A 25,200-nucleotide genomic window follows, 5' to 3' on the forward strand; every position below is an offset into this window, starting at 1 on the left:
TGGCGCACTCAGGAGGATTCGAACCTCCGACCGCTCGGTTCGTAGCCGAGTACTCTATCCAGCTGAGCTATGAGTGCGTGGGCCGCGCATTATAGGGATTAAATCGTTGAGGTCAACTCTCTTTTCCCTATTCAGTTCAATTGGTTATCGAACCGACGCGTAAAACAAAATATGGCGGAGAAGGGGGGATTCGAACCCCCGACACCCTTTTGAGGTGTACTCCCTTAGCAGGGGAGCGCCTTCGGCCACTCGGCCACCTCTCCGCAACACGGGGCGCATGATAACCATGTTTTCCCCGTTTGCAAAGCAAAAATTCCAGAAAAATTAGTGGCTTGGTTCGTCGCCCTTTTCTTTCTGGATGCGCTGGTAAATCTCTTCGCGATGCACGGCAACTTCCTTGGGAGCGTTGACGCCAATGCGCACCTGATTACCTTTCACGCCTAACACGGTGACAGTCACTTCATCACCGACCATCAGGGTCTCTCCGACCCGGCGAGTCAGAATCAGCATTCCTTTCTCCTCACGGATTAGTACAGGACAACACAGTCTGCAAAAGTAGGATGGTGCCGACTCCAGACGCTTTCGCGCAGAAGCCGCCACCCAAGTATTGACCAGCCCAGACAAAAGAAAAGTTCCGCCGGGCGGGTCAAAAAGGAAGAAAGGCGCTGTAACAGCGCCTTTCAGCAGGCCTTACTCGCTTTGGCGAGAAGGAGCATCCAGCTCGAAGGCAGTGTGCAGAGCGCGCACCGCCAACTCCAGGTATTTCTCCTCGATGACCACCGACACCTTGATCTCCGAAGTGGAGATCATCTGGATGTTGATGGTTTCCTTGGCCAGGGCTTCGAACATGCGGCTGGCAACGCCAGCGTGGGAACGCATGCCAACGCCGACGATGGACACCTTGGCGATGTTCACATCGCCGATGACCTCGCGGGCACCGATCTCGCGCGCAGTGTTTTGCAGAACATCCAGGGCGTTCTGGTAGTCGTTGCGGTGTACGGTGAAGGTGAAGTCGGTGGTGTTATCGTGCGCGACGTTCTGCACGATCATGTCGACCTCGATATTGGCGGCGCTGATCGGCCCGAGAATCTTGAAAGCCACGCCAGGGTTGTCCGGCACACCACGGATGGTCAGCTTGGCTTCGTCACGGTTGAAGGCGATGCCGGAGATGATCGGCTGTTCCATGGATTCCTCTTCATCAAGGGTAATGAGGGTGCCCGGCCCCTCCTGGAAGCTGTGCAGCACGCGCAGCGGGACGTTGTACTTGCCGGCGAATTCCACCGAGCGGATCTGCAGGACCTTGGAGCCGAGGCTGGCCATTTCCAGCATTTCCTCGAAGGTGATCTTCTCCAGGCGACGAGCCTTGGGTACCACGCGCGGGTCGGTGGTGTAGACGCCGTCGACGTCGGTGTAGATCTGGCATTCGTCGGCCTTCAGTGCGGCCGCCAGGGCCACGCCGGTGGTGTCGGAACCACCGCGACCGAGCGTGGTGATGTTGCCGTTTTCGTCCACCCCCTGGAAACCGGCGACCACGACCACGCGACCAGCCTTGAGGTCGATGCGAATGCGCTGGTCGTCGATCTGCAGGATACGCGCCTTGGTGTGTGCGCTATCGGTGAGGATGCGCACCTGGTTGCCTGTGTAGGAAACCGCATCGACGCCGCACTGGATCAGGGCCATGGCCAGCAGGGCGATGGTCACCTGCTCGCCGGTGGAGACCATGACATCCAGCTCGCGCGGAATGGGCTGACCAGCGGAAACCTGCTTGGCCAGATCGATCAGGCGATTGGTTTCGCCACTCATGGCGGAAACCACGACCACGATGTCGTCGCCGGCTTCGCGGAATTTCTTGACCTTCGCGGCCACCTGCTGGATACGTTCCACGGTGCCGACGGAGGTCCCCCCAAATTTTTGTACGATCAAAGCCATGTCAAAAAGCCGCCTTTTCCCCAAGGGCGCCCATTAAACCCGCAAAGGGCCACACTGCCAAGGTCGGCCGGGCACGCTACCGACCCTGGTGATTCATCGTTTACAGGCCTTGTTCGGCGAAGCCGCTGGCCAGGGCCAAAGCCTCGTCCAGCTTGCCGGCATCGGTACCGCCGCCCTGGGCCAGATCGGGACGGCCACCGCCCTTGCCGCCGACCGCCGCGGCTGCCTGGCGCATCAGGTCGCCGGCCTTGAGCCTGGCTGTCAGGTCCTGGGTGACGCCGGCCACCAGCACGACCTTACCGTCGAACTCGCCGCCCAGCAGGATCACCGCGCTGCCCAGCTTGTTCTTCAATTGGTCGACCATCGCCAACAAGGCCTTGCCATCCAGGCCATCCAGGCGTGCGGCGAGAACCTTGGCGCCCTTGACATCAACGGCTGAGCCGGCCAGATCATTACCCGCCGCGCTGGCAGCCTTGGCCTTGAATTGCTCCAGCTCTTTTTCCAACTGGCGGTTGCGTTCGAGCACGGCGGTCAGTTTGTCCAGCAGGTTATCGCGGCTGCCCTTGACCAGGGCCGCGGCTTCCTTGACCTGCTCTTCGGCACTGTTGAGATAGGCCAGCGCACCGGCACCGCTGACCGCCTCGATGCGACGCACACCTGCCGCGACGCCGGCCTCGCTGGTGATCTTGAACAACGCGATATCGCCCGTACGGGATGCATGAGTACCGCCGCACAGTTCGACCGAGAAGCCGTTACCCATGCTCAGCACACGCACGCGCTCGCCGTATTTCTCGCCGAACAGCGCCATGGCGCCCTTGGCCTTGGCCGTCTCGATGTCGGTTTCCTCGGTGGTGACCTCGGTATTGCGACGAATCTCGGCGTTGACGATGTCTTCCAACTGGCGCAACTGCTCCGGCTTGATCGCCTCGAAGTGACTGAAGTCGAAACGCAGGCGCTGGCTGTCGACCAGCGAGCCTTTCTGCTGCACGTGATCGCCCAGGATCTGGCGCAGCGCGGCATGCAGCAAGTGCGTGGCCGAGTGGTTGAGGGCCGTGGCCTGGCGGGTCTCGGCGTTGGCATCGGCCTTCACCGAAGTGCCGACGGCCAGGCTGCCCTTGGACACCACGCCGTGGTGGAGGAAGGCGCCACCGGTCTTGGTGGTATCGCGCACGTCGAAACGCACACCGGCGCTTTCCAGGTAGCCGCTGTCGCCGACCTGGCCGCCCGACTCGCCGTAGAACGGCGTCTGGTCGAGGACAACCACGCCCTCCTCGCCTTCGGCCAGGGTATCGACGGCAACGCCAGCCTTGAACAGGGCGACGATCTTGCCACTGCCGCTGGTGCCCTGGTAGCCGAGGAAGCGGGTGTCGCTGTCGACCTTGACCAGGTTGTTGTAATCCATGCCGAACGAGCTGGAAGCACGGGCGCGCTTGCGCTGTTCTTCCATCTCGCGCTCGAAGCCTTCTTCGTCGAGGGTCAGGTCACGTTCGCGGGCGATGTCGCCGGTGAGGTCCATGGGGAAACCGTAGGTGTCGTAGAGTTTGAACACCACGTCGCCCGGAATGACCTTGCCCTGCAGGTTCTCCAGATCCTGCTCGAGAATCTTCAGGCCCTGCTCCAGGGTCTTGGCGAACTGCTCTTCCTCGGTCTTCAGCACGCGTTCGATGTGCGCCTGTTGCTGCTTGAGCTCGGGAAAGGCATCGCCCATCTCGGCGACCAGCGCCGCCACGATGCCATTGAAGAAGCTGCCCTTGGCGCCCAGCTTGTTACCGTGGCGGCAGGCGCGACGGATGATGCGCCGCAGCACGTAGCCGCGCCCTTCGTTGGACGGCAGCACGCCATCGGCGATCAGGAAGCTGCAGGAACGGATGTGGTCAGCCACCACCTTCAGCGATGGCGCGCCGTCGTTGGCACAGCCAATGGCGCTGGCAGCCGCCGCGAGCAGGTTCTGGAACAGGTCGATCTCGTAGTTCGAGTGCACGTGCTGCAGCACGGCGCTTATGCGCTCCAGGCCCATGCCGGTGTCGACGCTCGGTGCCGGCAACGGATGCAACACGCCATCGGCGGTGCGGTTGAACTGCATGAAGACGTTGTTCCAGATTTCGATGTAGCGGTCACCATCTTCTTCCGGCGAACCGGGCGGGCCGCCCCAGATGTCCGCGCCGTGGTCGAAGAAAATCTCGGTGCAGGGGCCGCACGGACCGGTATCGCCCATTGCCCAGAAGTTGTCCGAGGCGTATGGCGCGCCCTTGTTGTCGCCGATGCGCACCATGCGCTCGACCGGGACGCCGACTTCCTTGGTCCAGATGTCGAAGGCTTCGTCATCGCTGGCGTAGACGGTGACCCAGAGTTTGTCCTTGGGCAGTTTCAGCCATTTGTCGCCGGTCAGGAATTCCCAGGCGAAATTGATCGCATCGCGCTTGAAATAATCGCCGAAGCTGAAGTTGCCCAGCATCTCGAAGAACGTATGGTGGCGCGCGGTATAGCCGACGTTGTCCAGGTCGTTGTGCTTGCCGCCGGCACGCACGCACTTCTGGCTGGTGGCGGCGCGGGTGTAGGCACGCTTTTCCAGGCCGAGGAAGCAGTCCTTGAACTGGTTCATGCCGGCGTTGGTGAACAACAGGGTCGGGTCGTTCGCCGGAATCAGCGAGCTGGATGCGACACGGGTGTGCCCCTTCTCTTCGAAGAAGCGGAGGAAGGCTTCACGGATTTCTGCGCTTTTCATCTATTCATTCCAGGCAAACGGCGGTTCCGGCAAAACGGGGTCTGAGCCGGCAAAGGGCCGCATTATATAGGCCTTGTATCGGCTGGACAGCCCATGCAAGCGCTAAATCGGATAGAAAGCGCCGATCATGACGCTAAAGTGCGGCAGGAACGATCAGAATCCCGGCGCGCAGGCCATTGCGGACCCTGGGATTGGGAAAGATGATGCGCGCGCCCTCTTCCTCCACCACCCAGCGGGTCCCGGCGATGTCCTCGGCCAGCAGGTAACCCACGGACAGTTCGCTGAAGTTCTGCACATCGGCGGGCAGGTGCAGGCGGAATTCGTCGCTGTGCTTGATCACTTCCCGGGCCACGCCGAACAGCTTCAGCCCGTCGGTTTCGACAGCCGGCGGCTCGCGACTCTCGATCAGTTGCCGTAGGCGCCTCTCCAGCCGCCCCAGGTCCAGCGCCTGGTTCTGGCCGAACGGCATGGCCTTGCCCAGTTCCAGGGTGAAGGCCTCGGCCTGCAGATGTGCATAGGTATAGGAACTGAAGGTGATACCCGGCTGCTTCTGCAATAGCACGGCCTCGATGCCGGCGGCCTGCAGCCGGGCCAGCTCTTCGCGGTTCGGCTCGCGTCCGGTGGCATAGGGCTGGAGGGCAAACAGCTCGATCTTCGACGCACGGATGGAGGTGTGCAGGTCATAGTGCAGGCGCTTACGCCCCGGCTTGCCGAAAAAGCTCGCCGCCAGGTGCTCCAGTTCGTTGGCCCGCAACGCTTCGAGACCACTGGTGTGCTCATGCCGGCCGCTGAACAGGCGATTGATGTCTTGCTCGACATAACGCTCACCGCGGCGGATCGACTCGGGGTTGCCGAACAGCAGTAGCAGGCGCGCCCTGGGCAACAGGGTGCCGGAAGCGATGTCATGCAGCAGGCGGTCGAGCAGCTCGATCGGCGCGGTTTCGTTACCGTGGAGACCTGCCGAAAGCAGCAGGTCCAGGCCCGCATCCTCGCCAGGCGCCGGCGTCACCTCCAGCGCCCCTTCGGCCAACCAGTGCAGGCGCACGCCCTGGCGAGTCAGTTGAATCTTCTCGGTCGGTTCGCGGCCGGCCAGGGTAAGTTCAAGCAGTTTGCCGAGGGCGAGCATGGCGTGACCTCTCAGTGTTGGCAGTCCGGCCCGTGAACGTGGCCGTCCTCGTCGTCGCCGATCGGCTCGCGCTCGAGCTGCAGGCCGATCAGGTTGGTGGCTTGCGGACGCACCAGCAGGTTGACGTACTCCGTGTCGCCCTCCTCTACATCCACACCGATCAGCAGTTGGTCGCCCACAGGCTGGATCCATACCTCCTTGCCTTCCCAGATCACGGCGAAGCGTGTACAGGAGGTCTCCAGCTGGGTGCCGTCGGTGTCTTCGAGGATCAATTGCAAAGCATCGGACATGGTCGTGAACTCTCAGGTACGTTGAAAAGAATAGACGCAGCCCAGAGTGAGGATCTGCGTCAGCTCATCGAGCGCCGTGCGGCACTCGACCAATAATTGCGGGTCGGCCAGATCGCGCTCCTGCAAGCGATCGCGATAATGTCGCCCCACCCAATCGACCAAGGTCTGGTAGAGCGCTGGCGTCAGGATCACCCCAGGATTGAGCGCAGCCAGCTCGGACTCATTCAAGACAACGCGCAGACGCAGGCAGGCGGGGCCCCCGCCATTTCTCATGCTCTGCTTGAGTTCGAATGCCCGAACCTCACTGATCGGACCATCGCCCCCCGTGAGTCGCTGCAGATAAGCCCAGACCTGCGGATTGCTGCGGCACTCCTCCGGCACGACCAGCAGCATGCGACCATCGGCGCGGGTCAGCAGTTGGCTGTTGAACAAGTAGGAGCGCACCGCATCATCCACGCTCAAGACATCGCTCGGCACGCAGATCGGCTGCAGGCTGCCGCCAAGCCGGGCCAGCTTGTCAGCCAGTTCGGCCAGCACCCGCTCGCTGTCGAGGAACGCCTGCTGGTGATAGAACAGGACCTCGCCATTGCCCACGGCGATCACGTCGTTGTGAAACACCCCTTGATCGATCACCGCCGGATTCTGTTGGGCGAAGACCGTGCCGGCTTCGCTCAAACCATGCAGCCGCGCGATGGCCTGGGAGGCTTCCTGGGTCTGCCGCGCCGGAAAACGCTGCGGCGCCGGATGACGGGCATCTAAGGCGCTGCGACCGTAGACGAAGAACTCCACGCCAGCGTCGCCATAGCGCTTGCACAAGCGGGTGTGGTTGGCCGCGCCCTCGTCACCGAACTGGGCGGTCGCCGGTAACGCCGGGTGATGGGCGAAGTGGCGCTCATCGGCGAACATCGCCTGGAGAATACGGCTGGTGGTCGGGTGCTCGATGCTGCGATGAAACTTGCAGTTGAGATTGGCCGCGGTGAAATGCACCCGGCCATCGGCGGTATCGGTGCTGGGGCTGACCGTCGCGGCATTGGCGGTCCACATGCTCGATGCCGAACTGCACGCGGCCAGCAAGGGCGCGTTGTCCCGCGCGGCGCGCTCGATCACCTGGGCATCGCTACCGGAGAATCCAAGGCTGCGCAGCACATCGACATCCGGGCGCAGTTGGGGGGCCAGCACACCCTGCTGGAAACCCAGCTCCATCAATGCCTTCATCTTGGCCAGGCCTTGCAATGCCGCTTCCCGAGGATTGGCAACCGCCTGGAAATTGCTCTGCGAGGCGACGTTGCCAAAAGACAGGCCGCCATAGTTGTGGCTGGGGCCGACCAGGCCGTCGAAATTCATCTCCACAGCGGGCATCACACACTCACTCCCGGGCTCAGGTTCGCTGGCAATTCAAGGGCCTCGCTTTCCAGGGAAGCGACCGGGTAGGCGCAGTAATCCGCCGCATAGTAGGCACTGGCGCGGTGGTTGCCCGAGGCACCGACGCCGCCGAAAGGCGCGCTGCTGGCCGCACCGGTCAACGGCTTGTTCCAATTGACGATACCGGCTCGCGCTTCCAGCCAGAACTGCCGGTAACGCTCGGCAGAATCGGACAGCAGCCCGGCCGCCAGGCCGTAGCGCGTGTTATTGGCCTCGCTCAGCGCGTGGGCAAAGTCACGGTAGCGGATCACCTGCAGCAACGGGCCAAACAGCTCCTCGTCACTGCGCTCCGCCACGGCGCTCACGTCGATGATTCCAGGCGTCAGCAGTGCCGCATTGTCCAGCGGTTGGGACATGTGCAGCAGCGATGTGGCACCGTTTTCCAGCAGGTGGGCCTGGGCCTTGAGCAGGTGACGCGCCGCATCCAGGGAAATCACCGCACCCATGAAGGGCGGCGGTTGCTCGTCGAAGGCACCGACCTTGAGCATCGAAGCGACACTGACCAGCCTGGCCAGCAGCGCGTCGCCCCACTCGCCCTCGGGCACCAGCAGGCGACGAGCACAGGTACAGCGCTGCCCCGCCGAGATGAAGGCCGACTGGATGATGGCGTAGACCGCGGCGTCGATATCCGCGACCCGATCCACCAGCAACGGGTTGTTGCCGCCCATCTCCAGGGCGAGGATTTTCTCGGGATTGCCGGCGAACTGGCGGTGCAACAACGTGCCGGTGCGACTGGAACCGGTGAAGAACACGCCATCGATGCCTGGCTGCGCCGCCAGCGCCACGGCAGTCTCGCGACCGCCCTGGAGCAGATTGAGCACGCCCGCCGGCAAACCTGCCTGTTGCCAGCAACGCACGGCCAGTTCGGCGACTGCCGGGGTCAGTTCGCTGGGTTTGAACACCACGCAGTTACCGGCGAGCAATGCCGGGACAATGTGGCCGTTGGGCAGATGGCCAGGAAAATTGTAGGGGCCGAACACCGCGACCACACCATGCGGGCGATGACGCAGGACTGTCGTCGCATCGCCCTGCACACCACGTTTCTCGCCGCTGCGCTCGCGATAGCTCTGCACAGAGATGGCCACCTTGTTGATCATGCTGGTGACCTCGCTCGCCGACTCCCACAAAGGCTTGCCGGTTTCACTGCCGATGCAGCGAGCCAGTTCATCCGCGCGCGATCCGAGCACGTTGGCGAAACGCTCCAGCAAGGCGGCTCGCTCCTCCAGCGCCAGGCGCGCCCAGGCCGGAAAAGCCGCGCGCGCCGCAGCCACGGCCGCTGCGACCTGCGCTTCGCTGGCCGCCTGGCCACTCCAGAGCGCCTCCTGGGTGACCGGATTCAGTGATACCAGTATTTCGCCCTCTCCCTGCTGCCACTGGCCTGCGATCAGATGAGTACTCATGGCGGCGTTTCCTCTTATGGCGACAACTCGACGGCACGCACTTGCGCGCCGACGACCAGTTGCAGGCGCTTGGCGGTCTGCGGCGAGACCACCAGGGTGCCGGATGCGACACGGGCCGGCGCGACGGTGATGCGACACTCCTCGCGCTTGCGGTTGTGGACCAGGTAAGGCGTGGCGTTATCCCCCGGCGTGCCGACCGCCAGGACCAGCAACTGGCTGTCGCGCACGGCGCGGATCTTCGCGGTTTCCGCGGCGACTGCCGGGCCCGCGTCGAAAATGTCGACGTAGCCCTGATGGATGAAGCCCTCGGCCTTGAGCATGCTCAACGCCGGCTCGCTATCGGGATGGGCGCGGCCGATCACGTCACGCGCCGCCTGGGACAGGAAGCAGGTATAGAGCGGGAACTTGGGCATCAGTTGGGCGATGAAGGCCTTGCTGCCGACACCGGTGAGGTAATCGGCCTGGCTGAACTCCATCTTGAAGAAGTGCCGGCCCAGGCTTTCCCAGAACGGCGACTGGCCGTTGCCGTCGGAAATCCCGCGCAGCTCGGCGATCACCTTGTCGCTGAACAGGTTGCGGAACTCGGCGATGAATAGCAGCCGTGCCTTGGACAACAACCGGCCGTTCAGCCCGCTGCGGTGGTCGGCATGCAGGAACAACGAGCACAGCTCGGAGTTGCCGGTCAGGTCGTTGGCCAGGAACAGCGTGGGGATTTCGCGGTGGATCTTCAGCTCGCGCGAAGCGCTGACGGTCAGCCCGACGCGGTAGTTGTACCAGGGCTCGCGCAGGCCAACTGCCGAGGCGATGGCCGAGATGCCGATGACTTTGCCCGCCTCGTCTTCGAGCACGAACAGATAATCCGCATCCGCCGCCGAGACTTCTCCGTGGAAGGCCTTCTCCGCCCAGGCAACCCGCTGCGCCAAGCGCTCCTCGCTGGCCGGCAAGGTGGTCAGGCCGGCGCCAGCGCTACGCGCCAGCTCGATCAAGGCCGGCAGGTCGGCGCTGCGAACGGGACGAACAATCATAGATCCTCCGGATCGTGTACCAAGTCGGGCCAGGGTCTATTCCCGTCAAGCGTCGACTGCATTGAATCGGTTGTCATCAAAAGCATTAATTCGGTGGTGCGAACAGGCGGTAACGAGGCAATTGCGGACATTCGTTCTTCCGTCATTCCCGCGAAGGCGGGAATCCAAATGCTTCGAGTCCTCTGGATTCCCGCCTTCGCGGGAATAACGATTGAGTGAGGACCGGGTCGACCGCTCCTGCCTCCATCCAGCCATTAAGCCGAAACGGCCCTTTATCACGCCTGACTCAAACCGCAACCAGCCGGACGCTGTCACCCTCGCCGACTCCAAGCACCTCGGCCACCTCGGCGGTCAGCACCACGTCGCGCCCTGGCGCCCAGTCGAGCTCGGCGACCACGCCGCGAAAATCCTGCAACTGGTCGTTGCTCACCAGATAAAGCCGCCCGGCACCGGCCGGCACGCCGTCCACCGCGACGAGCGAGACCGCGACGACCTGGCTCTGGGCGATGGAGCGGATACCCGAAGTACGCGCATGCAGGGTCGGGCCGCCATCGAAGATATCGATGTAGTGGTCGGTCTCGAAACCATCGCGCATGAGGATATCGAAGGTCACCTGGGCACGCGGATGCACCAGTCCCATGGCCTCCTGGGCCTCGTCCGGCAGCAGCGGCACGTAGATCGGGTAGTGCGGCATCAGCTCGGCGAGGAAGGTGCGGCTCTTCAGGCCACACAGACGCTCGGCCTCGGCATAGGTCAGGTCGAAGAAATTGCGGCCAATCGCATCCCAGAACGGTGCATCGCCGTTTTCGTCGCTGTCGCCGACGATCTCCACCACCACGGCGTCGGCGAAACGCTCGGGATGGGCCGCCATGAACATCAGGCGGGCGCGGGAATTGAGCTCCGCATAGGGGCTGTCGACCAGTTCACGCTGTACATAGAAACTGGTCAGCAGGCTGTTGCCGGTCAGGTCGTGGCACAACGACAGGGCGTGGATCTTGTTGTGGATCTTCAGCTCGCGCGAGGCATGCACGAACGTCTCGTTACGAAAGCTGTAGAACGGCTCCGAATAGCCCGCCGAGGCGACGATTCCCGAACAACCGAGCAAGCGGCGGCTGAGTGTGTCCTCGAGGACGAAGAAGTAGCTTTCCTCGCCATTGAAGCTGACCTCGGCGGCGAACGACGCTTCGGAAGCGAGAATCTTGTCGCCGAGCCGACCGGCATCGTCCGGCAGCGATGTGACGCCCACCGGGCTGTCCGCCGCCAGGCGCTGCACTTCGGCAAGGTCGGACAATTGCGCGGGGCGCATCACCAGCATCGTCTCACTCCTTAACGGGAATCCGGGGCGGCAGGCCCCGAGTCGCGCCCCGGGAAACGGGGCGCGCGGCTATTCGAATCGTGTGGGCACTCGATGGATCAGGCCTTGGACAGGTTCGCCAGGGCTCGCTCGAAGCGGTTCAGGCCTTCGTCGATATCGGCATCCTCGACCACCAGGCTCGGTGCGAAACGCACCACATCCGGCCCCGCTTGCAGCACCATCAGGCCCTCGGCGACCGCCGCGTCGAGTACATGCTTGGCCTTGCCTTTCCAGGCATCGTTCAACACGCAACCGAGCAGCAGGCCGATACCACGCACTTCACTGAACAGGCCGCTGGCCTGACCGATGGCCAGCAGGCGGGTCTTGAAGCGCTCGTGCTTGGCCTTGACCCCCGCCAGCACGACGGGTGTGTTGACCACGTCCATCACCGCCTCGCCAACGGCACAGGCCAGCGGGTTGCCGCCAAAGGTGGTGCCATGGGTGCCCACGGAGAAGTGCTTGGCCAGCTCCTCGGTGGTCAGCATCGCGCCGATGGGGAAACCACCGCCCAGGCTCTTGGCGCTGGACAGGATGTCCGGGGTCACCCCGTAGTTCTTGTAGGCGAACAGCTCGCCGGTACGGCCCATGCCGCTCTGCACTTCGTCGAAGATCAGCAGCGCATCGTGCTGCTCGCACAGGGCGCGCGCGCCTTCCAGATAGGCCTGGTCAGCCGGCAACACACCGCCCTCGCCCTGGATCGGTTCAAGGACCACGGCGCAGGTCTTGTCGGAAATCGCCGCCTTCAGGGCCGCCAGGTCGTTGTACGGCACATGGCTGATGCCTTCGATCTTCGGCCCGAAGCCATCGGAATACTTGGGCTGGCCACCGACGCTGACGGTGAACAAGGTACGACCGTGGAAACTGTTGGTGGCGGCGATGATCTCGTGCTTCTGCGGGCCGAAACGGTCGTGGGCGACCCGGCGGGCCAGCTTGAACGCCGCCTCGTTGGCCTCGGCGCCGGAGTTGCTGAAGAACACCCGGTCGGCGAAGGTCGCATCGACCAGTTTCTTGGCCAGGCGCAGCGCCGGCTCGTTGGTGAACACGTTGGAGATGTGCCAGAGCGCGTTGGCCTGCTCGGTCAGCGCGCCGACCAGGGCCGGATGGCAATGGCCAAGAACGTTCACCGCAATGCCGCCGGAAAAGTCGATCAGCTCGCGCCCACTCTGGTCCCATACGCGCGAACCCTGGCCGCGAACCGGAATGAACGGGGCTGGGGCGAAGGTCGGAACCATGTAGTGGTCGAAATCGGCGCGTTGCACCGGCTCGTGCTGAACGGACATCGAAACTCTCCTGAGTGGGCGGCACCGTCGCGAACGATCAGTGCTGTAAATTGTAGGGACTGGCTGCCGGGGAGCCTTGTCGTCATGCGACAACTTCTTATAGAGGCCTCGCCGGGCTTTCATCAATGCGACACAAAGCGTCGGGATTGCGCAGTGTAAACGGAAAAGCGCCTGGCGGCTTCAGGTCAGCGGCAGCATCTTCACTCCGCGGCCGCCTATGAACCGAAGCCTGCCTAACCCCTCTCGCTCGCCGCTGGCGGGACGTCGAAGGGATTGGTGCCTCGTCGCTGGTTGCGATCCTCACGCGGCGTGGCACCGAAGAAATTGCGGTAGGCGCTGGAGAAATGCGGGCCGGACGAGAAGCCGCAGGACAGGCCGATCTGGATGATCGACTTGCTGGTCTGCATCAGCAACTGACGGGCCTTGTTCAAACGCAGTTCGAGGTAATACTGGCTTGGCACGCGATTGAGGTACTGCTTGAAGATACGTTCGAGCTGGCGGCGAGAGACGCAGACATGAGTGGCGATCTCGTCGGTGGTCAACGGCTCCTCGATATTGGCCTCCATCAGCAGCACCGCCTGGGTCAGCTTGGGATGACTGGAGCCAATGCGATTCTGCAGCGGAATACGCTGGCGCTCGCCGCCTTCGCGAATACGCTCGACCACCAGTTCCTCGCTGACCGCCCCCGCCAGTTCGGCACCATGGTCGCGCGCCAGCACCGCCAGCAGCAGGTCGAGTACGGCGATGCCACCGCAGGCCGTCAGGCGATCACGGTCCCAGTCGAACAGATGGCTGGTGGCGACGACCCTGGGGAAGCGCTCGCTGAAATCATCCTGCCAACGCCAGTGCACGGCTGCCCGGTAGCCATCGAGCAGGCCGAGCTGCGCCAGCACATAGACGCCGGCGGACAGGGCGCCCAGTACGGTACCGCTGCGCACAGCGTGCTTCAGTGCATTGGCCAGGGCCGTGGCGACCTGCAGCGGCGGCTCGTCAGCCAGCATGAACAGGCGCTGGCAACCTTCGATGCGTCCACTCCAGGCCTCGCCCGGCAAACGCCAGTCGCCCTCCATCGAGGGTTCGGCCTGCAGGAAGCGCGCCTCGTAGTTGGCCTCGGGGTGAAGGCGACGGGCAATGCGCAGTGCCTCCTCCGCCAAGGCCAGGGTCATGGGGCGGGTGTCGGGCCAGTAGAGGAAACCGATGCAATACGCGGGTGCTGTCATGGCGGGCAGTTTAGGGGCAGTCAACGGCAAATGGCGAGTCGCCAATGAAGGAAAACACGGGGAGACGCTCTCACTTGCCGTAGATGTCGAAGTCGAAGTAGCGGTCCTGCACGGCCTGGTACTTGCCGTTGGCACGAATCGCCTGGATCGCCGCGCTGAATCTGTCGGCCAGGGCCTGGTCGCCCTTGCGCACGGCAATACCCTGGCCTTCACCGAAATAGCCGGCATCGGTCAGGGGCGGACCGGCGAAGGCAAAGCCTTTGCCAGCCGAGGTTTTGAGAAATCCCTCGGCGATACTCACCGAGTCAGCCAGCGCGCCGCCCAGGCGGCCCGCGGCCAGTTCGGCAAAAACCTCTTTCTGCGTGCTGTAGCGAACGACCTCGGCCCCCAACTGGGTGAGCACCTGCGTCGCGTAACGGTCATGCACCGATGAACGTTGCACGCCGATCTTGCGGTCCTTGAGCGTGCGCGGCAAATCGCCAGCGGCATCCGCCGCCCTCATCACCAGGCGTGACGGAGTGGCGTAGTACTTGGCAGAAAAATCCACCGACTTGCGGCGTTCGGCAGTGATCGACATCGATGCCAGCAGCGCATCCACCTTACCGGCCTTGAGCAATGGGATCAGGTTGTCGAACTCGCTCTCGACCCAGGTGCATTGGACCTGCATTTCCTCGCACAAGGCCATGCCAATGTCGTGATCGAAGCCGGCAATGGCGCCGTCCGGGGTCTTGTAGGAGAAAGGCGGATAGGCTGTTTCGGTGCCGATACGCAGCGTTTCTCCCTCGGCCCGGGCCAGGGAGGCTACTGCCCAGAGGGCCAGTGCGCCAAACAGCGCGATCGTCTTCATCCACAGACTCCATCGAAGGAAGCAGCCAGGGCGAAGATGGTGGGAGCCCCGAGTGGCGGCATTCTAGCTGGCGGTGACGGCCAGCGGGTTCGTGCATGCGACAACAAATTACAAAGCGGACTTCGATTTGGGGGGCCCAACGCCCCATCGGCAATCGAAAAGCAAAAGCCCCATCAGGCGCTGGCCGGATGGGGCTTCAGTCGACTCAAGCGGTTATCAGGCGCAGGCGGCCTGCATTTCCTTGTGCGTGTCGATCAGGTGCTGTACCACGCCTGGATCGGCCAGGGTGGAGATATCGCCCAGGGAGTCGTACTCGGCCGTGGCAATCTTGCGCAGGATACGGCGCATGATCTTGCCCGAACGGGTCTTCGGCAGGCCAGGCGCCCATTGGATCACGTCTGGCGAGGCAATCGGGCCGATCTCCTTGCGCACCCAGTTCTTCAGTTCCTGGCGCAGTTGCTCGGACGGTTCCTCGCCCTGGTTGAGGGTGACGTAGACATAGATACCCTGCCCCTTGAGGTCATGCGGCACGCCTACTACCGCCGCCTCGGCGACCTTGGCATGGGCGACCATGGCGCTCTCGATCTCCGCGGTGCCCATGCGGTGGCCGGAGACGTTGAGCACATCGTCGACGCGGCCGGTGATCCAGTAGTAGCCATCCTCGTCGCGGCGCGCGCCGTCACCGGTGAAGTACATGCCACGGAAAGTCTTGAAGTAGGTGTCGACAAAACGGTCGTGATCGCCGAACAGGCTGCGCGCCTGGCCCGGCCAGGAGTCGATGATCACCAGGTTGCCTTCGGTGGCGCCTTCCAGCAGGTTGCCGAGGTTGTCCACCAATGCCGGTTGCACGCCGAAGAACGGACGCGTGGCCGAGCCAGGCTTCAGGGCGGTGGCGCCGGGCAGCGGGCTGATCAGCACGCCACCGGTCTCGGTCTGCCACCAGGTGTCGACGATCGGGCAACGCTCCTTGCCGACGTTGCGGTGGTACCAGTCCCAGGCTTCCGGGTTGATCGGCTCGCCGACCGAGCCCAGCAGGCGCAGGGTGGAACCGTCGGCCCCTTCGACCGCGGCGGTGCCCTGGGCCATCATGGCGCGGATCGCGGTCGGCGCGGTGTAGAGGATGTTGACCTTGTGCTTGTCGATGATCTTCGACACGCGGGTCACGTCCGGGTAGTTCGGCACGCCTTCGAACAGCAGCGTGGTCGCACCATTGGCCAGCGGGCCGTAGACGATGTAGCTGTGGCCGGTGACCCAGCCCACGTCGGCGGTGCACCAGTAGATTTCGCCCGGTTTGTAGTCGAACACGCGCTCGTGGGTCAGCGCGGCATACAGCAGGTAGCCGGCGGAGGTGTGCAACACGCCCTTCGGCTTGCCGGTCGAGCCGGAGGTATAAAGGATGAACAGCGCTTCTTCGGCGCCCATTTCCTTGGGTGCGCAGACGCTTCCGGCGACCTTCAGCAGGTCTTCGTACCAGATGTCGCGATGCTGGTTCCACTTGATCGGGGAGCCGGTGCGCTTGACCACGATGACCTTCTGGATGCTGCGGGTCTCGGGGTTGGTCAGGGCGTCGTCGACGTTGGTCTTGAGCGGAGTCTTCTTGCCGCCGCGCAGGCCTTCGTCCGCCGTGATCACCACCTTGGACTGGCAGTCGATGATGCGCCCGGCCAGGGCTTCCGGCGAGAAGCCGCCGAACACCACGGAATGGATCGCGCCGATACGCGCGCAGGCGAGCATCGCCACCACCGCCTCGGGGATCATCGGCATGTAGATGGTCACCACGTCGCCACGGTGCACGTCCTGGCCACGCAGGGCGTTGGCCAGCTTGCAGACCTGCTCGTGCAGTTCGCGGTAGGTGATGTTCTTGCTCTCGGAAGGATCGTCGCCCTCCCAGATGATCGCGACCTGGTCACCGCGCTCTTCGAGGTGGCGGTCCAGGCAGTTGTAGGAGACGTTGAGGGTGCCGTCGGTGAACCACTTGATGTCGACATGGTGGTCGTCGAACGAGGTCTGCTTGACCTTGGTGAACGGCTTGATCCAATCCAGACGCTTGGCCTGCTCGCGCCAGAAACCGTCGGGGTTGATCACCGACTGCTGGTACATCGCCTTGTAGGTGGCCTCGTCGGTCAGTGTGCTTGCAGCCACTTCGGGACGCACCGGGTAGAGGGGAGCGGCGCTCATGGTTGGTTCCTCGGTTCGTTGTTTTTGTATGAGGTCTTTTGTATCGCCCCAGCACTTTGTGGGGCCATTCGACCATGGTCTTACCGTACCGCAACTATGGTCGAACCCGCTACCACCCGCGAATGGCGCGGCCTTGACGCATCCGGAGCGGTTTCGCAGGGAAAATCGGCAAGGCATCCCAAGCAGCCCTGGACCACTTTTCCGACGACATCAACCAAGACGGCAGGATGGCCATTATCTTGCTACTGTTTGCTGAGCCCTTGCTGCCCTGCGCCTGGATGCCGTCGATGCTCTTCGCCCCCGCCCGAACACGAAACCAGTCCCTGAGACTTGCCACTACCCTGCTGGTCAGCCTGCTTCCCCTGCTGCTTGGCGCACCGCTGATGTACTGGCAGGCAGGTCGCCTGTTGCAGCAACGCGCTGAAAACGCCGCCATCGACACCCGCATCCAACTGGATGAATTGCTGGCCAGCGCCCGACAGGTCGCCGACGAAGCGATCGCCCTCGCCGGACAGCCTTGCGCAGACGTCGTACCGATGCTGCGACGCCAGGCGATGACCAGCCCTTACCTGCGCTCGGTGAATCTGGTCAGTGACGGACAACTGTACTGCGCCTCGCTGACCGGCCCGCTCCATGAAGCCGACACCCCGGAGCGCTACGTCGAGCATCGCCTGCGCCTGCTGCCAGGCAACGGCATCACGCCTGATCGCGCGCTGCTGGTGTTCCGCCTGCAACAGGACGACAAGGCGGTATTGATCGGCATCGACGGCCTGCCTATCCGCAAGATCCTGCAACTGATCGGGCAATCGGTGCACCTGCAACTGACGGTGGGAGACGCGCACATGGGCCGCGACGGCGAAGTGTCGCAGGCGCCGGCCTGGCACCCGCAGGTCGCTCCGGTCAGCGTGCAGGTCGCCGACGCCCCGCTGCTGATACGCGCCGGGTTCGACGAGGGCGAGCAGTGGCGTTTCATCCGCGCGCAGTACACGCCGTTGCTCATCCTGCTCGTGTTCCTTGGCGTATTGGCCGGTGTCACCGGGCATGCCCTCGATCAGCGCGCCAGTTCGCCACGCCGGGAACTGGCCAGGGCATTGAGCGCCGGCGAGCTGGTGCCTTACTACCAGCCACTGGTAGACAGCCGCGACAACGTCTGGAGTGGCGTGGAGGTGCTGATGCGCTGGCAGCACCCCAATGAAGGCATGGTGCCGCCCAGCCAGTTCATCCCATTGGCCGAGGAGTCGGGGCTGATCGTGCCAATGACCACGGACCTGCTGCGCCGGGTCCGGCATGATCTGGCGGCCAATGCCGAGCGCCTGCCGGTGGATTTCCATGTCAGTGTCAATATCACTGCGGCCCATTGCCAGGATCTGTCGCTGGTCAGCGAATGCCGCGACTTCATCGACGCCTTCGAGCCCGGCCGTATCCATCTGACCCTGGAGTTGACCGAGCGCCAGATGATCGAGTCCAGCGAAACCACTCGCCGCCTGTTCGCCGCCCTGCGCCAGATCGGGGTGCGCCTGGCCATCGATGACTTCGGCACCGGTCACTCCAGCCTGGGCTACCTGCGCGAGTTCCAGGTCAACTATCTGAAGATCGACCAGAGTTTCGTCGCCATGATCGGCTCCGACGCCCTGTCGCGGCACCTGCTGGAAAACATCGTCGACCTGTCCACCCGCCTGGAGCTGAACATCGTCGCCGAGGGCGTGGAAACCCTGGAGCAACGCGATTACCTGAGGGACAGGGGCGTGCATTACCTGCAGGGCTACCTGTTCGCCCGGCCGATGCCACTGGAGATGCTGCTGGAAACGCTGGCGCTGAAAGTGCCTGGCGCCTGACCGCCACCTCGGCGAAGTCGGCGAGAACCCGGGCGGGCTCTGGCTCAGCCTGGTGTCGAACGCGGTGAAACGTGCCGGGCAGTCGCCGGGCACGCTTGGGTTCACTGAATGCGATAGGTGAAGGTGTTCTTCACGTTGGCCACCGCAACGGCCTGGCCGTCCACTACACGCGGCTGGTAACGGAAGGTTCTCGCAGCGGCCAGCGAGGGTTTGACGAACAGCGGATGGCAGTTGCCGACCACCTGGGGATTTTCCACCCGGCCCTGGGCGTTCACCGTGTAGGCCACGGTGCACTCCCCCTCGATGCGCCGGTCCAGGGCACGGGCCGGATAGTCCGGCGCCTCCTTGGCGATGGGCAGGTACTGGCGACTGGCGGCCGCCTGCGCTTCGGCATCGGCCGCCGCCTGGCGCTGGTTTTCGGCGCGCTGGGCGGCGGCCAGGCGCTGCTGCTCTTGCTGGGCCTGACGCTGCTGCTCACGCTCGTGCCGTACCTGTTCGTCACGCAGACGTTGCTGGCGCTCCCGCTCGATGCGCCGAGCCTGCTGCTGGCGTTGTTGTTCGACGCGCTTGAACGCCAGATCGGCCTGCTCGACCTTGGCCGCCTTGGTCACGGGAGCTGGCGCAGGCGCAGGCGCAGGTTCGACGGGCGTCGCCAGGGCAGGCTGCTGCACCGGCGCAGGCAGGCTGAGCAACTGGGTCTTGATCACCGCGGCAACGGCAGGCGCCATCGGCGTACCGCTCGACAGGTTGAACAGCACGACGCCCAGGCCGAGATGCAGCGCCGCCGCCATGCCCAAGGCAAGCCCGTGCTCGCGCCAGTTCGCCGCGTTGCCGCGAGGCTCCTGCTGCTGAAAGGTCAGGCTGTTCATCTCAGGGCGCCTCGGTGATCAGCCCCAGGCTGCTCACGCCGCCGCGCTGCAATTCGGCGATGCCGGCGACCACCGCGCCGTAGTCGGCGTTCTGGTCGGCGCGAATGTACACCTGGGTCTGCGGGTTGCTGGCGACGATGGCGGCGATCTTCGCCGCCATCTGCGCCTTGTCCACGGCGCTGTCGGTCTGCGCGGCGGTGTCGATCTCGCTGCCCAGGTTCCAGTAGTAGCTGCCGTCGTCTTTCACCGACAGGGTGACGATACGCCGCTCGCCAGGCGTGGGCAGCGCTTCGGCGGCGACCTTGGGCAACTCGATCTGCACGCCTTGCACCAGCATCGGCGCGGTGACCATGAAGATCACCAGCAGCACCAGCATCACGTCGATGTAGGGCACTACGTTCATCTCGGCCTTGAGGCCGTGCTTGCGGACGGGTCTGACCAGCATGGCGAAACCTCCTTATGCCGCAGCGGCCATGGCCGGCGCCACGCCACCATGCAGGCGGCGTTGCAGACGCCCCAGCAATTCGTTGCCGAAGGCGTAGTAGCGGGCGACCAACGTCTGGCTGCGCGCCGAGAAGCGGTTGTAGGCCAGCACCGCCGGGATCGCCGCGAACAGGCCGATGGCCGTGGCGATCAGCGCCTCGGCGATGCCAGGGGCGACCGTGGACAGGGTCGCCTGCTGCACCTGGGACAGGCCGAGGAAGGAATTCATGATCCCCCACACGGTGCCGAACAGGCCGATGTAAGGGCTGACCGAACCGACGCTGGCCAGGAACGACAGGCCCTTTTCCAGGCGCTCTTCCTCTTCGGCGATGGCGACCTGCACGCTGCGCTCGACGCCGTCGATCACCGCATCCGGATGGGCCTGCATCTGGCTGAAGGCGTGGTAGCCGGCGAAGAATATGCGTTGCAGGGCGGCCTCCGCCGGCAACGCTTGCGGCGTGCCTTCACGGTACAGCTGGGCGCTTTCGTCACTGCGGAAGCGCTTGAGAAAGCGCGTGGCCAGCGCCTCGCTGCGACGCAACACGGTGCCACGCTGGATGATCAGGTACCAACTGATCAGCGAGGCGAGCAGCAGGCACAGCATCACGGCCTGGACCACGATGCTCGCTTCGCTGACGAGGCCCCAGATGGTCATGTGATGGGTTTCGGTGGGCATGATCGGTTCCTCGAATGAACGGTATTTCGTTGTGGGATGTTGGGGACGTCGGATATGCGCCCACGCGGGGCGTCACTCCAGCCCCAAGGCGTCGGCAACGGCCGTCCAGGGCACGTACTTGTAGTTCTGGTTGCCCTCGGGCATGCGCTTGCGGCCGTCCTGCACCACCAGCATGCCGGCGCTCCAGGGACCGCCGAGGTTGGCCGAGGTGACGTCCAGGCCGTCGGTTTCCGAAGCGCCATCGATGCCGAGGCTGGCATTCAGGCCAACGCGGAAGCTGCCGCGCAGCGTGTAGGGCGCACGCGCCTCGACCACCACGTAGCTGTCATTGCCCTGGCTGGAGATCACCAGGTAGTCGTGCTGCTTGCCGTGGTAAACAGCCATGCCTTCGATGTCGTCCTGCAACGGGGCACCGACCGCGATCACCTTTTCCAGGGTGGGCGGCGCCTCGGCACGGGCATCGAGGCTCCACACCGCGACGTCTTCCTCGCCGATGTACAGGCGCTGGTTGCGGTCGTCGGCGACGCAGCCTTCGGGCTGGGTCTGCGTCTTGAAGCGCCGCACCAGCTCGCCTGCCGCCTTGCCCTGCGCACCGCTCAGGCGGTATTGCAGGAAGGTGCCGTCCTTGTCGTTGACGATGGCATGGATCGCGCCCTGGCCGTCCTTGAACAGGCACAGGCCATAGATGTCCTTGAGCGGCGTGGGCACTTCGCCGATCTCGCCGACCTGGCCGCTGGCCGGTTCGATGGCGAACAGGTGCAGGCTGTTGCGGTCACGGTTGCTGGCCACGGCCAGGTCGACCTGACGCGCGCCAAGCGTGAAGCCTGGACGCACATCGACGTTGTTCAGACGCCCGACGCGCAGGTTCTGTACCTCCTTGCCCTGCAGGTCGTAGACCAGCAGGCCGCCCTTCTTGTCGGTGCCCAGCACGCGGCTGTTTTCGGGCTGCGCGGCATTGACCCAGATCGCCGGGTCGTCCGCCGCATCGCCCAGGCTCGGCGCCAGGTCGGTCTGCGCCAGGGGGGCGACTTGAGGCACGGCATCGGGTTTTGCCACGGGCGGCGGCGTCCAGTCGAGGTGCGCGCTACGCGCGCCCTCATCGCCCGCCAGCAGCAGCTCGAGGCCGCCGTTGCCGAGCCGCGCACTGACCTGCTCGGGCTCGTTCAAACCTGGCAATGGCAGCACGCCGACAGGCTGCCAATCCTCGGCCTGGTACAGGTGCAGGGCGGGTGCCTTGGCGTCCAGCACCAGCAGGCCGCCAGGGACCACGGCCATGCCTGCGGTGGCCTGGCCCAGGTTGCCGAACGGTGCGCGCAGGTCCACCGGTTCGCGTAGCAGCGGTGCTTCGGCAGCCGCCTCGTAGCGCCAGACGCCGACGTTTTCCTCATTCACATACAGGCTGTCGCTGGCATCGTCGGCCTGGCAGAACGCGCTCTCCGGCGGCAGGCTCAAGGCCCGCACGCGCCGCGACTCCTCCAGTGGCTGGCCATTTTCGGCGACCAGCCATTGTTCGCCGATGCCATCCTCGCCGACCAGGAACAGGAAGTCGTTGCGTGCGCTGTCGCGATACAGGCACAGGCCTTCGATGGCGAAATGGCCCCTGGGCAAATAATGTGGCGCGCTCCATGCACCGGGCCGCTCGAGGCGCACCAGCACGGCCTGCTGGCGTTTCTTGTCGAGGCTCGCGACCAATAGGCCGTTGTCGTCGGCGCGCTGGTCGAGGCTTGCGAAACGGCCCGGCAGCTCAGCGGCGACCTGGCCGTCGCGGTCGATCAGTTGCAAGCCCTTGGCGCCGATCTGCAAGCGCTCGGCCTTCGGCAATGCCTTGGACGCGGCGAGCAGTTGGCCGTTCTCGCTGGCGATGCGGGTAGTGCTCAGGGTCAGTATCGGCGCGGCGACAGCCTGGCCGGCAAGGGCGATGTACAGGCCGAGCAGGGAAAGAGAAAAGGTACGCATGGATTACAGGTGTCCTGGTGTGGGGCGTCGTATCGGGTTCGCTTCGCGCACATGGCGCGCCTACACGGTCGAGGCCGGAGTGCGATGGGCAATCAGAAGTGGGTCAGGGTCAGCCCCAGCTTGTAGGTCGGGCCGTACTCCTCGTACTGGGCGTTGTAGCCACTGCGGCCGGTGTAGACGTAATAGGTTTCGTCGGTGATGTTCTGCGCCTCGAAGGTGAGTTGCAGGTCCGGGGTGAGGAAGTAGCCGGCCTTGAAGTCGACGAACAACTGGTCATCGGCATACAGGTCGTGAGCCTCGTCGTCGATGGCGGCGACCTCGACCAGGTAGCTCGACTTGTAGTTGGCCGCCAGGCGCATGTTGAAACGCTCGTTCTCCCAACCGACCATGAAGTTACCCACGGTGTCGGACTGGTTGGGCATGTCGATGGAGCGCTTCAGGCCCTGCCCCGCGATCGTCGCGTCGGACTTGCTCAGGGTCAGGTTGGCGCCGACCAGCACGCCGTTCCACGGCGCCGGCAGCCACTCGAATTTCTGCGAATAGGCCAGCTCCAGGCCGTAGAGTTTGGCGCTGCTGCCATTGGCATAGGTCAGCGCCTCGGAGAACGCCGCCCACTCGCCGCTGCCGGCCAGGTCGGTGTTGTAGACGAAGTTGTCGATGTCCTTGTAGAACACGAAGCCCGACAGCACGCCGGCGCGGCCCATGTAGTGCTCGATGCCGAGGTCGACGTTCATCGACTCCAGCGGCTTCAGGTCGGGGTTGCCGAACGACGCCTCGTCGCCATCGATGGCGAAGCCCGGCGCCAGTTGGCCGAAGGTCGGGCGCACCACGGTGTTGGTCCAGGCGGCGCGGACCTGGGTATCCGGGGTCAGTTGATAACGCGCATGCAGGCCGGGCAGCCAGTGGTCGTAGCGGTTCTTGCTGTGGGTGCTCTCGTACACGCCATCGCGCAGGCCGGTGCCCTTGGCTTCGAACTCGGTGCCCTCGTAGCGCAGGCCGGCGATGAATCGCCAGTCGTTCACGTCCAGGGTGTTCATCAGGTAGGCGGCGTTGATGTCTTCGCGCATGTCGAAGTCGTTGATCCGCGAGGCCTCTTCGTCGTAGTAGGCCGAGGCGTCGAGGCCGCCGATCAGGCTCTTGATCGCGCTGGCACTGATGCCGTTGCCATAGCTGCCCAGGGCGTAGTCGACGTTGCCGCTCTGGTAGCCATCGAGGGTGATGCCGCTGAAGTCGTCGTAGACCCAGGTCTCGGTGTCGCTGGTCTTGTCGCGGCGGCTGAGCTTGCCGCCGAACTTGACCTGGCTGGCGTTGCCGCTCAGCTCGTAATCGCGGGCGAAGTCGAGGCGGATGTTCTTTTCCTGGTCCTTGCCGCTGACCTTCTCCCACTCCACTTCGTCGAGGGTGAACGAGGACGGGTTGTAGAACGACGAGCCGACGGCGACACGCGGCTTGCTGTTGCCATCGAAACCGACGTCGCTGAAATCGCCGACGAACTCGGCCCCGGCGATGCCGCCCGGGTCTTTCTCGGTGGACTGGCTGTAGCCGACCTGGCCGCTGACGGTCCACTGCTCGATAAAGCGCTCGCCGCCGAACACGTAGGACTGGATTTCCTGGGTGTCCTCGCGGGACTTCAGGTCGCGCCAGCCCTCGGCATCGCCACGCTCGCCGGACAACTGCGGGTCTTCGAACTCCAGGCCGGCGGCGTTGCGCGTCTCGGTGTCCTTGAACTTGCTGTAGAGGGTGCGCAGGTAGTAGCTGGACAGGTCGTCCGGCTGGTAGTCGAAGTTCAGGCCGAAGCCCGTGCGCTCGCGGGTGATCTCGTAGTCGCGCTGCTCGACCTCTTCCAGCCGCGCGCCGTCGCTGAAATCCCAGGCGCCGCCGGTTTCCACGTTGTCCGAACCGAACTTGCGCTTCTGCCAGCTGAACGCCGCGGCCACGCCAAAGTTGTCGGTGCCGCCGCCGAGGCTGAAGCGGTCGCTGATCGCGCCGGAGAATTTCGGGCTGTTCTTGTCGACGTTGGTGTCGTGGTTGCCTTCACCGGTGAAGGTGTAGAACAGGCCGTCGTGGTCGAAGGCCGACAGGCTTTCCACTTCGATGGTGCCGCCAAGGGAGTTGGCGTCCATGTCCGGGGTCAGGGTCTTGACCACCGACAGCGACTGCACCAGTTCGGCCGGCAGCACGTCCAGGGCCACGGCGCGGCGTTCGCCTTCCGGTGCCGGCACCAGGGTGCCGTTGATGGTCACGCTGTTCAGGTCCGGGGCGATACCGCGCACGCTGACGAAGCGGCCTTCGCCCTGGTCGCGCTCCACCGACAGGCCGGGAATGCGCTGCAACGCCTCGGCGGCGTTATCGTCCGGCAACTGGCCGACGCCATCGGCATGCACCACGCTCTTGATGCTGTCCGCGCTCTGCTGCTCGCGCAGGGCACTGTCGACGCTGGCAGCCTGGCCGATCACTTCGACGCGCTCCAGTTCCAGCGGCTCCTCCTCCGCCCAGGCCGGCGCGGCGGCCACGGCGATGGTCAGCAGGCTGACGCGGAATCCCGCATTACGGATTTGACGAAAAGGCATGGCCACCTCGATTCC

Annotated in this window: 19 protein-coding genes and 2 tRNA genes; 1 reads left to right on the forward strand and 20 read right to left on the reverse strand. The window is 64.3% G+C overall.

Features of this window, described 5'->3' with window-relative positions:
- The 15 genes from ACSZPK_RS10250 to acs all read right to left on the reverse strand — a co-directional run bounded on the left by ACSZPK_RS10250 (window position 1) and on the right by acs (window position 16,796).
- Window positions 1-77: transfer RNA gene (locus ACSZPK_RS10250), tRNA-Arg, on the reverse strand.
- Window positions 78-172: 95 nt separating this feature from the next.
- Window positions 173-263: transfer RNA gene (locus ACSZPK_RS10255), tRNA-Ser, on the reverse strand.
- Window positions 264-324: 61 nt separating this feature from the next.
- On the reverse strand, window positions 325-510 hold the full coding sequence (gene csrA, locus ACSZPK_RS10260) for a carbon storage regulator CsrA (protein WP_069517029.1): 186 nt from the start codon (window positions 508-510) through the stop codon (window positions 325-327).
- Window positions 511-690: 180 nt separating this feature from the next.
- Window positions 691-1,929 carry an aspartate kinase gene (locus ACSZPK_RS10265; protein ID WP_437881348.1) on the reverse strand — a complete coding sequence of 413 codons (1,239 nt, stop codon included), beginning with the start codon at window positions 1,927-1,929 and terminating at the stop codon, window positions 691-693.
- A gap of 100 nt (window positions 1,930-2,029) precedes the next feature.
- Entirely contained in the window at window positions 2,030-4,654 is a 2,625-nt protein-coding gene (alaS, locus tag ACSZPK_RS10270; RefSeq protein WP_437881349.1) for an alanine--tRNA ligase, read from the reverse strand.
- Between the two features lie 133 nt (window positions 4,655-4,787).
- On the reverse strand, window positions 4,788-5,780 hold the full coding sequence (gene astE, locus ACSZPK_RS10275) for a succinylglutamate desuccinylase (RefSeq protein ID WP_437881350.1): 993 nt from the start codon (window positions 5,778-5,780) through the stop codon (window positions 4,788-4,790).
- An 11-nt stretch (window positions 5,781-5,791) separates the two neighbouring features.
- A complete protein-coding gene (locus ACSZPK_RS10280; protein ID WP_437881351.1) occupies window positions 5,792-6,070 on the reverse strand; it encodes a topoisomerase II in 279 nt (92 codons plus the stop codon).
- A gap of 12 nt (window positions 6,071-6,082) precedes the next feature.
- Window positions 6,083-7,429 (reverse strand): N-succinylarginine dihydrolase, encoded by a 1,347-nt coding sequence (gene astB / locus ACSZPK_RS10285; RefSeq protein WP_437881352.1) that lies wholly within the window; start codon window positions 7,427-7,429, stop codon window positions 6,083-6,085.
- Window positions 7,429-8,892: a succinylglutamate-semialdehyde dehydrogenase gene (gene astD / locus ACSZPK_RS10290; protein ID WP_437881353.1), complete on the reverse strand. Its 1,464-nt coding sequence runs from the start codon at window positions 8,890-8,892 to the stop codon at window positions 7,429-7,431. The genes astB and astD overlap by 1 nt, the downstream gene beginning before the upstream one ends.
- Window positions 8,893-8,906: 14 nt before the next feature.
- Window positions 8,907-9,917: an arginine N-succinyltransferase gene (astA, locus tag ACSZPK_RS10295; RefSeq protein WP_437881354.1), complete on the reverse strand. Its 1,011-nt coding sequence runs from the start codon at window positions 9,915-9,917 to the stop codon at window positions 8,907-8,909.
- Between the two features lie 286 nt (window positions 9,918-10,203).
- Window positions 10,204-11,232, reverse strand: coding sequence for an arginine/ornithine succinyltransferase subunit alpha (aruF, locus tag ACSZPK_RS10300; protein WP_437881355.1), 1,029 nt, complete (start codon window positions 11,230-11,232; stop codon window positions 10,204-10,206).
- 98 nt (window positions 11,233-11,330) lie between these two features.
- Window positions 11,331-12,551, reverse strand: coding sequence for an aspartate aminotransferase family protein (locus tag ACSZPK_RS10305; protein WP_437881356.1), 1,221 nt, complete (start codon window positions 12,549-12,551; stop codon window positions 11,331-11,333).
- A 233-nt stretch (window positions 12,552-12,784) separates the two neighbouring features.
- Window positions 12,785-13,771, reverse strand: coding sequence for a GlxA family transcriptional regulator (locus tag ACSZPK_RS10310; protein ID WP_437881357.1), 987 nt, complete (start codon window positions 13,769-13,771; stop codon window positions 12,785-12,787).
- Window positions 13,772-13,841: 70 nt separating this feature from the next.
- Window positions 13,842-14,618 carry a transporter substrate-binding domain-containing protein gene (locus ACSZPK_RS10315; protein ID WP_437881358.1) on the reverse strand — a complete coding sequence of 259 codons (777 nt, stop codon included), beginning with the start codon at window positions 14,616-14,618 and terminating at the stop codon, window positions 13,842-13,844.
- Window positions 14,619-14,834: 216 nt separating this feature from the next.
- On the reverse strand, window positions 14,835-16,796 hold the full coding sequence (acs, locus tag ACSZPK_RS10320; RefSeq protein ID WP_437881359.1) for an acetate--CoA ligase: 1,962 nt from the start codon (window positions 16,794-16,796) through the stop codon (window positions 14,835-14,837).
- Between the two features lie 287 nt (window positions 16,797-17,083).
- Between acs and ACSZPK_RS10325 the strand changes: the two genes are divergently transcribed.
- Window positions 17,084-18,631, forward strand: coding sequence for an EAL domain-containing protein (locus tag ACSZPK_RS10325; RefSeq protein ID WP_437881360.1), 1,548 nt, complete (start codon window positions 17,084-17,086; stop codon window positions 18,629-18,631).
- Window positions 18,632-18,732: 101 nt separating this feature from the next.
- Here ACSZPK_RS10325 and ACSZPK_RS10330 read toward each other — a convergent pair whose 3' ends face one another.
- The 5 genes from ACSZPK_RS10330 to ACSZPK_RS10350 all read right to left on the reverse strand — a co-directional run bounded on the left by ACSZPK_RS10330 (window position 18,733) and on the right by ACSZPK_RS10350 (window position 25,185).
- On the reverse strand, window positions 18,733-19,500 hold the full coding sequence (locus tag ACSZPK_RS10330; protein ID WP_437881361.1) for an energy transducer TonB: 768 nt from the start codon (window positions 19,498-19,500) through the stop codon (window positions 18,733-18,735).
- Window position 19,501: 1 nt separating this feature from the next.
- A complete protein-coding gene (gene tolR, locus ACSZPK_RS10335; protein ID WP_437881362.1) occupies window positions 19,502-19,945 on the reverse strand; it encodes a protein TolR in 444 nt (147 codons plus the stop codon).
- A 12-nt stretch (window positions 19,946-19,957) separates the two neighbouring features.
- The gene (gene tolQ, locus ACSZPK_RS10340; protein ID WP_437881363.1) at window positions 19,958-20,659 is read right to left on the reverse strand and encodes a protein TolQ; all 702 of its coding nucleotides are present in this window, start codon (window positions 20,657-20,659) and stop codon (window positions 19,958-19,960) included.
- 72 nt (window positions 20,660-20,731) lie between these two features.
- A complete protein-coding gene (locus ACSZPK_RS10345; RefSeq protein WP_437881364.1) occupies window positions 20,732-22,615 on the reverse strand; it encodes a phytase in 1,884 nt (627 codons plus the stop codon).
- 92 nt (window positions 22,616-22,707) lie between these two features.
- The gene (locus ACSZPK_RS10350) at window positions 22,708-25,185 is read right to left on the reverse strand and encodes a TonB-dependent receptor (RefSeq protein WP_437881365.1); all 2,478 of its coding nucleotides are present in this window, start codon (window positions 25,183-25,185) and stop codon (window positions 22,708-22,710) included.
- Window positions 25,186-25,200 lie beyond the last annotated feature (15 nt).

The sequence above is a fragment of the Pseudomonas sp. LRF_L74 genome (assembly GCF_965644255.1).
Lineage (GTDB): Bacteria > Pseudomonadota > Gammaproteobacteria > Pseudomonadales > Pseudomonadaceae > Aquipseudomonas.

Coding starts and splice junctions, on each gene's coding strand:
- astD (WP_437881353.1), bottom strand. CDS start 8,892: ATGAGTACTCATCTGATCGCAGGCCAGTGGCAGCAGGGAGAGGGCGAA.
- ACSZPK_RS10280 (WP_437881351.1), bottom strand. CDS start 6,070: ATGTCCGATGCTTTGCAATTGATCCTCGAAGACACCGACGGCACCCAG.
- acs (WP_437881359.1), bottom strand. CDS start 16,796: ATGAGCGCCGCTCCCCTCTACCCGGTGCGTCCCGAAGTGGCTGCAAGC.
- ACSZPK_RS10305 (WP_437881356.1), bottom strand. CDS start 12,551: ATGTCCGTTCAGCACGAGCCGGTGCAACGCGCCGATTTCGACCACTAC.
- astA (WP_437881354.1), bottom strand. CDS start 9,917: ATGATTGTTCGTCCCGTTCGCAGCGCCGACCTGCCGGCCTTGATCGAG.
- astE (WP_437881350.1), bottom strand. CDS start 5,780: ATGCTCGCCCTCGGCAAACTGCTTGAACTTACCCTGGCCGGCCGCGAA.
- tolQ (WP_437881363.1), bottom strand. CDS start 20,659: ATGCCCACCGAAACCCATCACATGACCATCTGGGGCCTCGTCAGCGAA.
- astB (WP_437881352.1), bottom strand. CDS start 7,429: ATGCCCGCTGTGGAGATGAATTTCGACGGCCTGGTCGGCCCCAGCCAC.
- ACSZPK_RS10265 (WP_437881348.1), bottom strand. CDS start 1,929: ATGGCTTTGATCGTACAAAAATTTGGGGGGACCTCCGTCGGCACCGTG.
- ACSZPK_RS10315 (WP_437881358.1), bottom strand. CDS start 14,618: ATGAAGACGATCGCGCTGTTTGGCGCACTGGCCCTCTGGGCAGTAGCC.
- ACSZPK_RS10325 (WP_437881360.1), top strand. CDS start 17,084: ATGCTCTTCGCCCCCGCCCGAACACGAAACCAGTCCCTGAGACTTGCC.
- ACSZPK_RS10310 (WP_437881357.1), bottom strand. CDS start 13,771: ATGACAGCACCCGCGTATTGCATCGGTTTCCTCTACTGGCCCGACACC.
- aruF (WP_437881355.1), bottom strand. CDS start 11,232: ATGCTGGTGATGCGCCCCGCGCAATTGTCCGACCTTGCCGAAGTGCAG.
- tolR (WP_437881362.1), bottom strand. CDS start 19,945: ATGCTGGTCAGACCCGTCCGCAAGCACGGCCTCAAGGCCGAGATGAAC.
- ACSZPK_RS10345 (WP_437881364.1), bottom strand. CDS start 22,615: ATGCGTACCTTTTCTCTTTCCCTGCTCGGCCTGTACATCGCCCTTGCC.
- csrA (WP_069517029.1), bottom strand. CDS start 510: ATGCTGATTCTGACTCGCCGGGTCGGAGAGACCCTGATGGTCGGTGAT.
- alaS (WP_437881349.1), bottom strand. CDS start 4,654: ATGAAAAGCGCAGAAATCCGTGAAGCCTTCCTCCGCTTCTTCGAAGAG.
- ACSZPK_RS10350 (WP_437881365.1), bottom strand. CDS start 25,185: ATGCCTTTTCGTCAAATCCGTAATGCGGGATTCCGCGTCAGCCTGCTG.
- ACSZPK_RS10330 (WP_437881361.1), bottom strand. CDS start 19,500: ATGAACAGCCTGACCTTTCAGCAGCAGGAGCCTCGCGGCAACGCGGCG.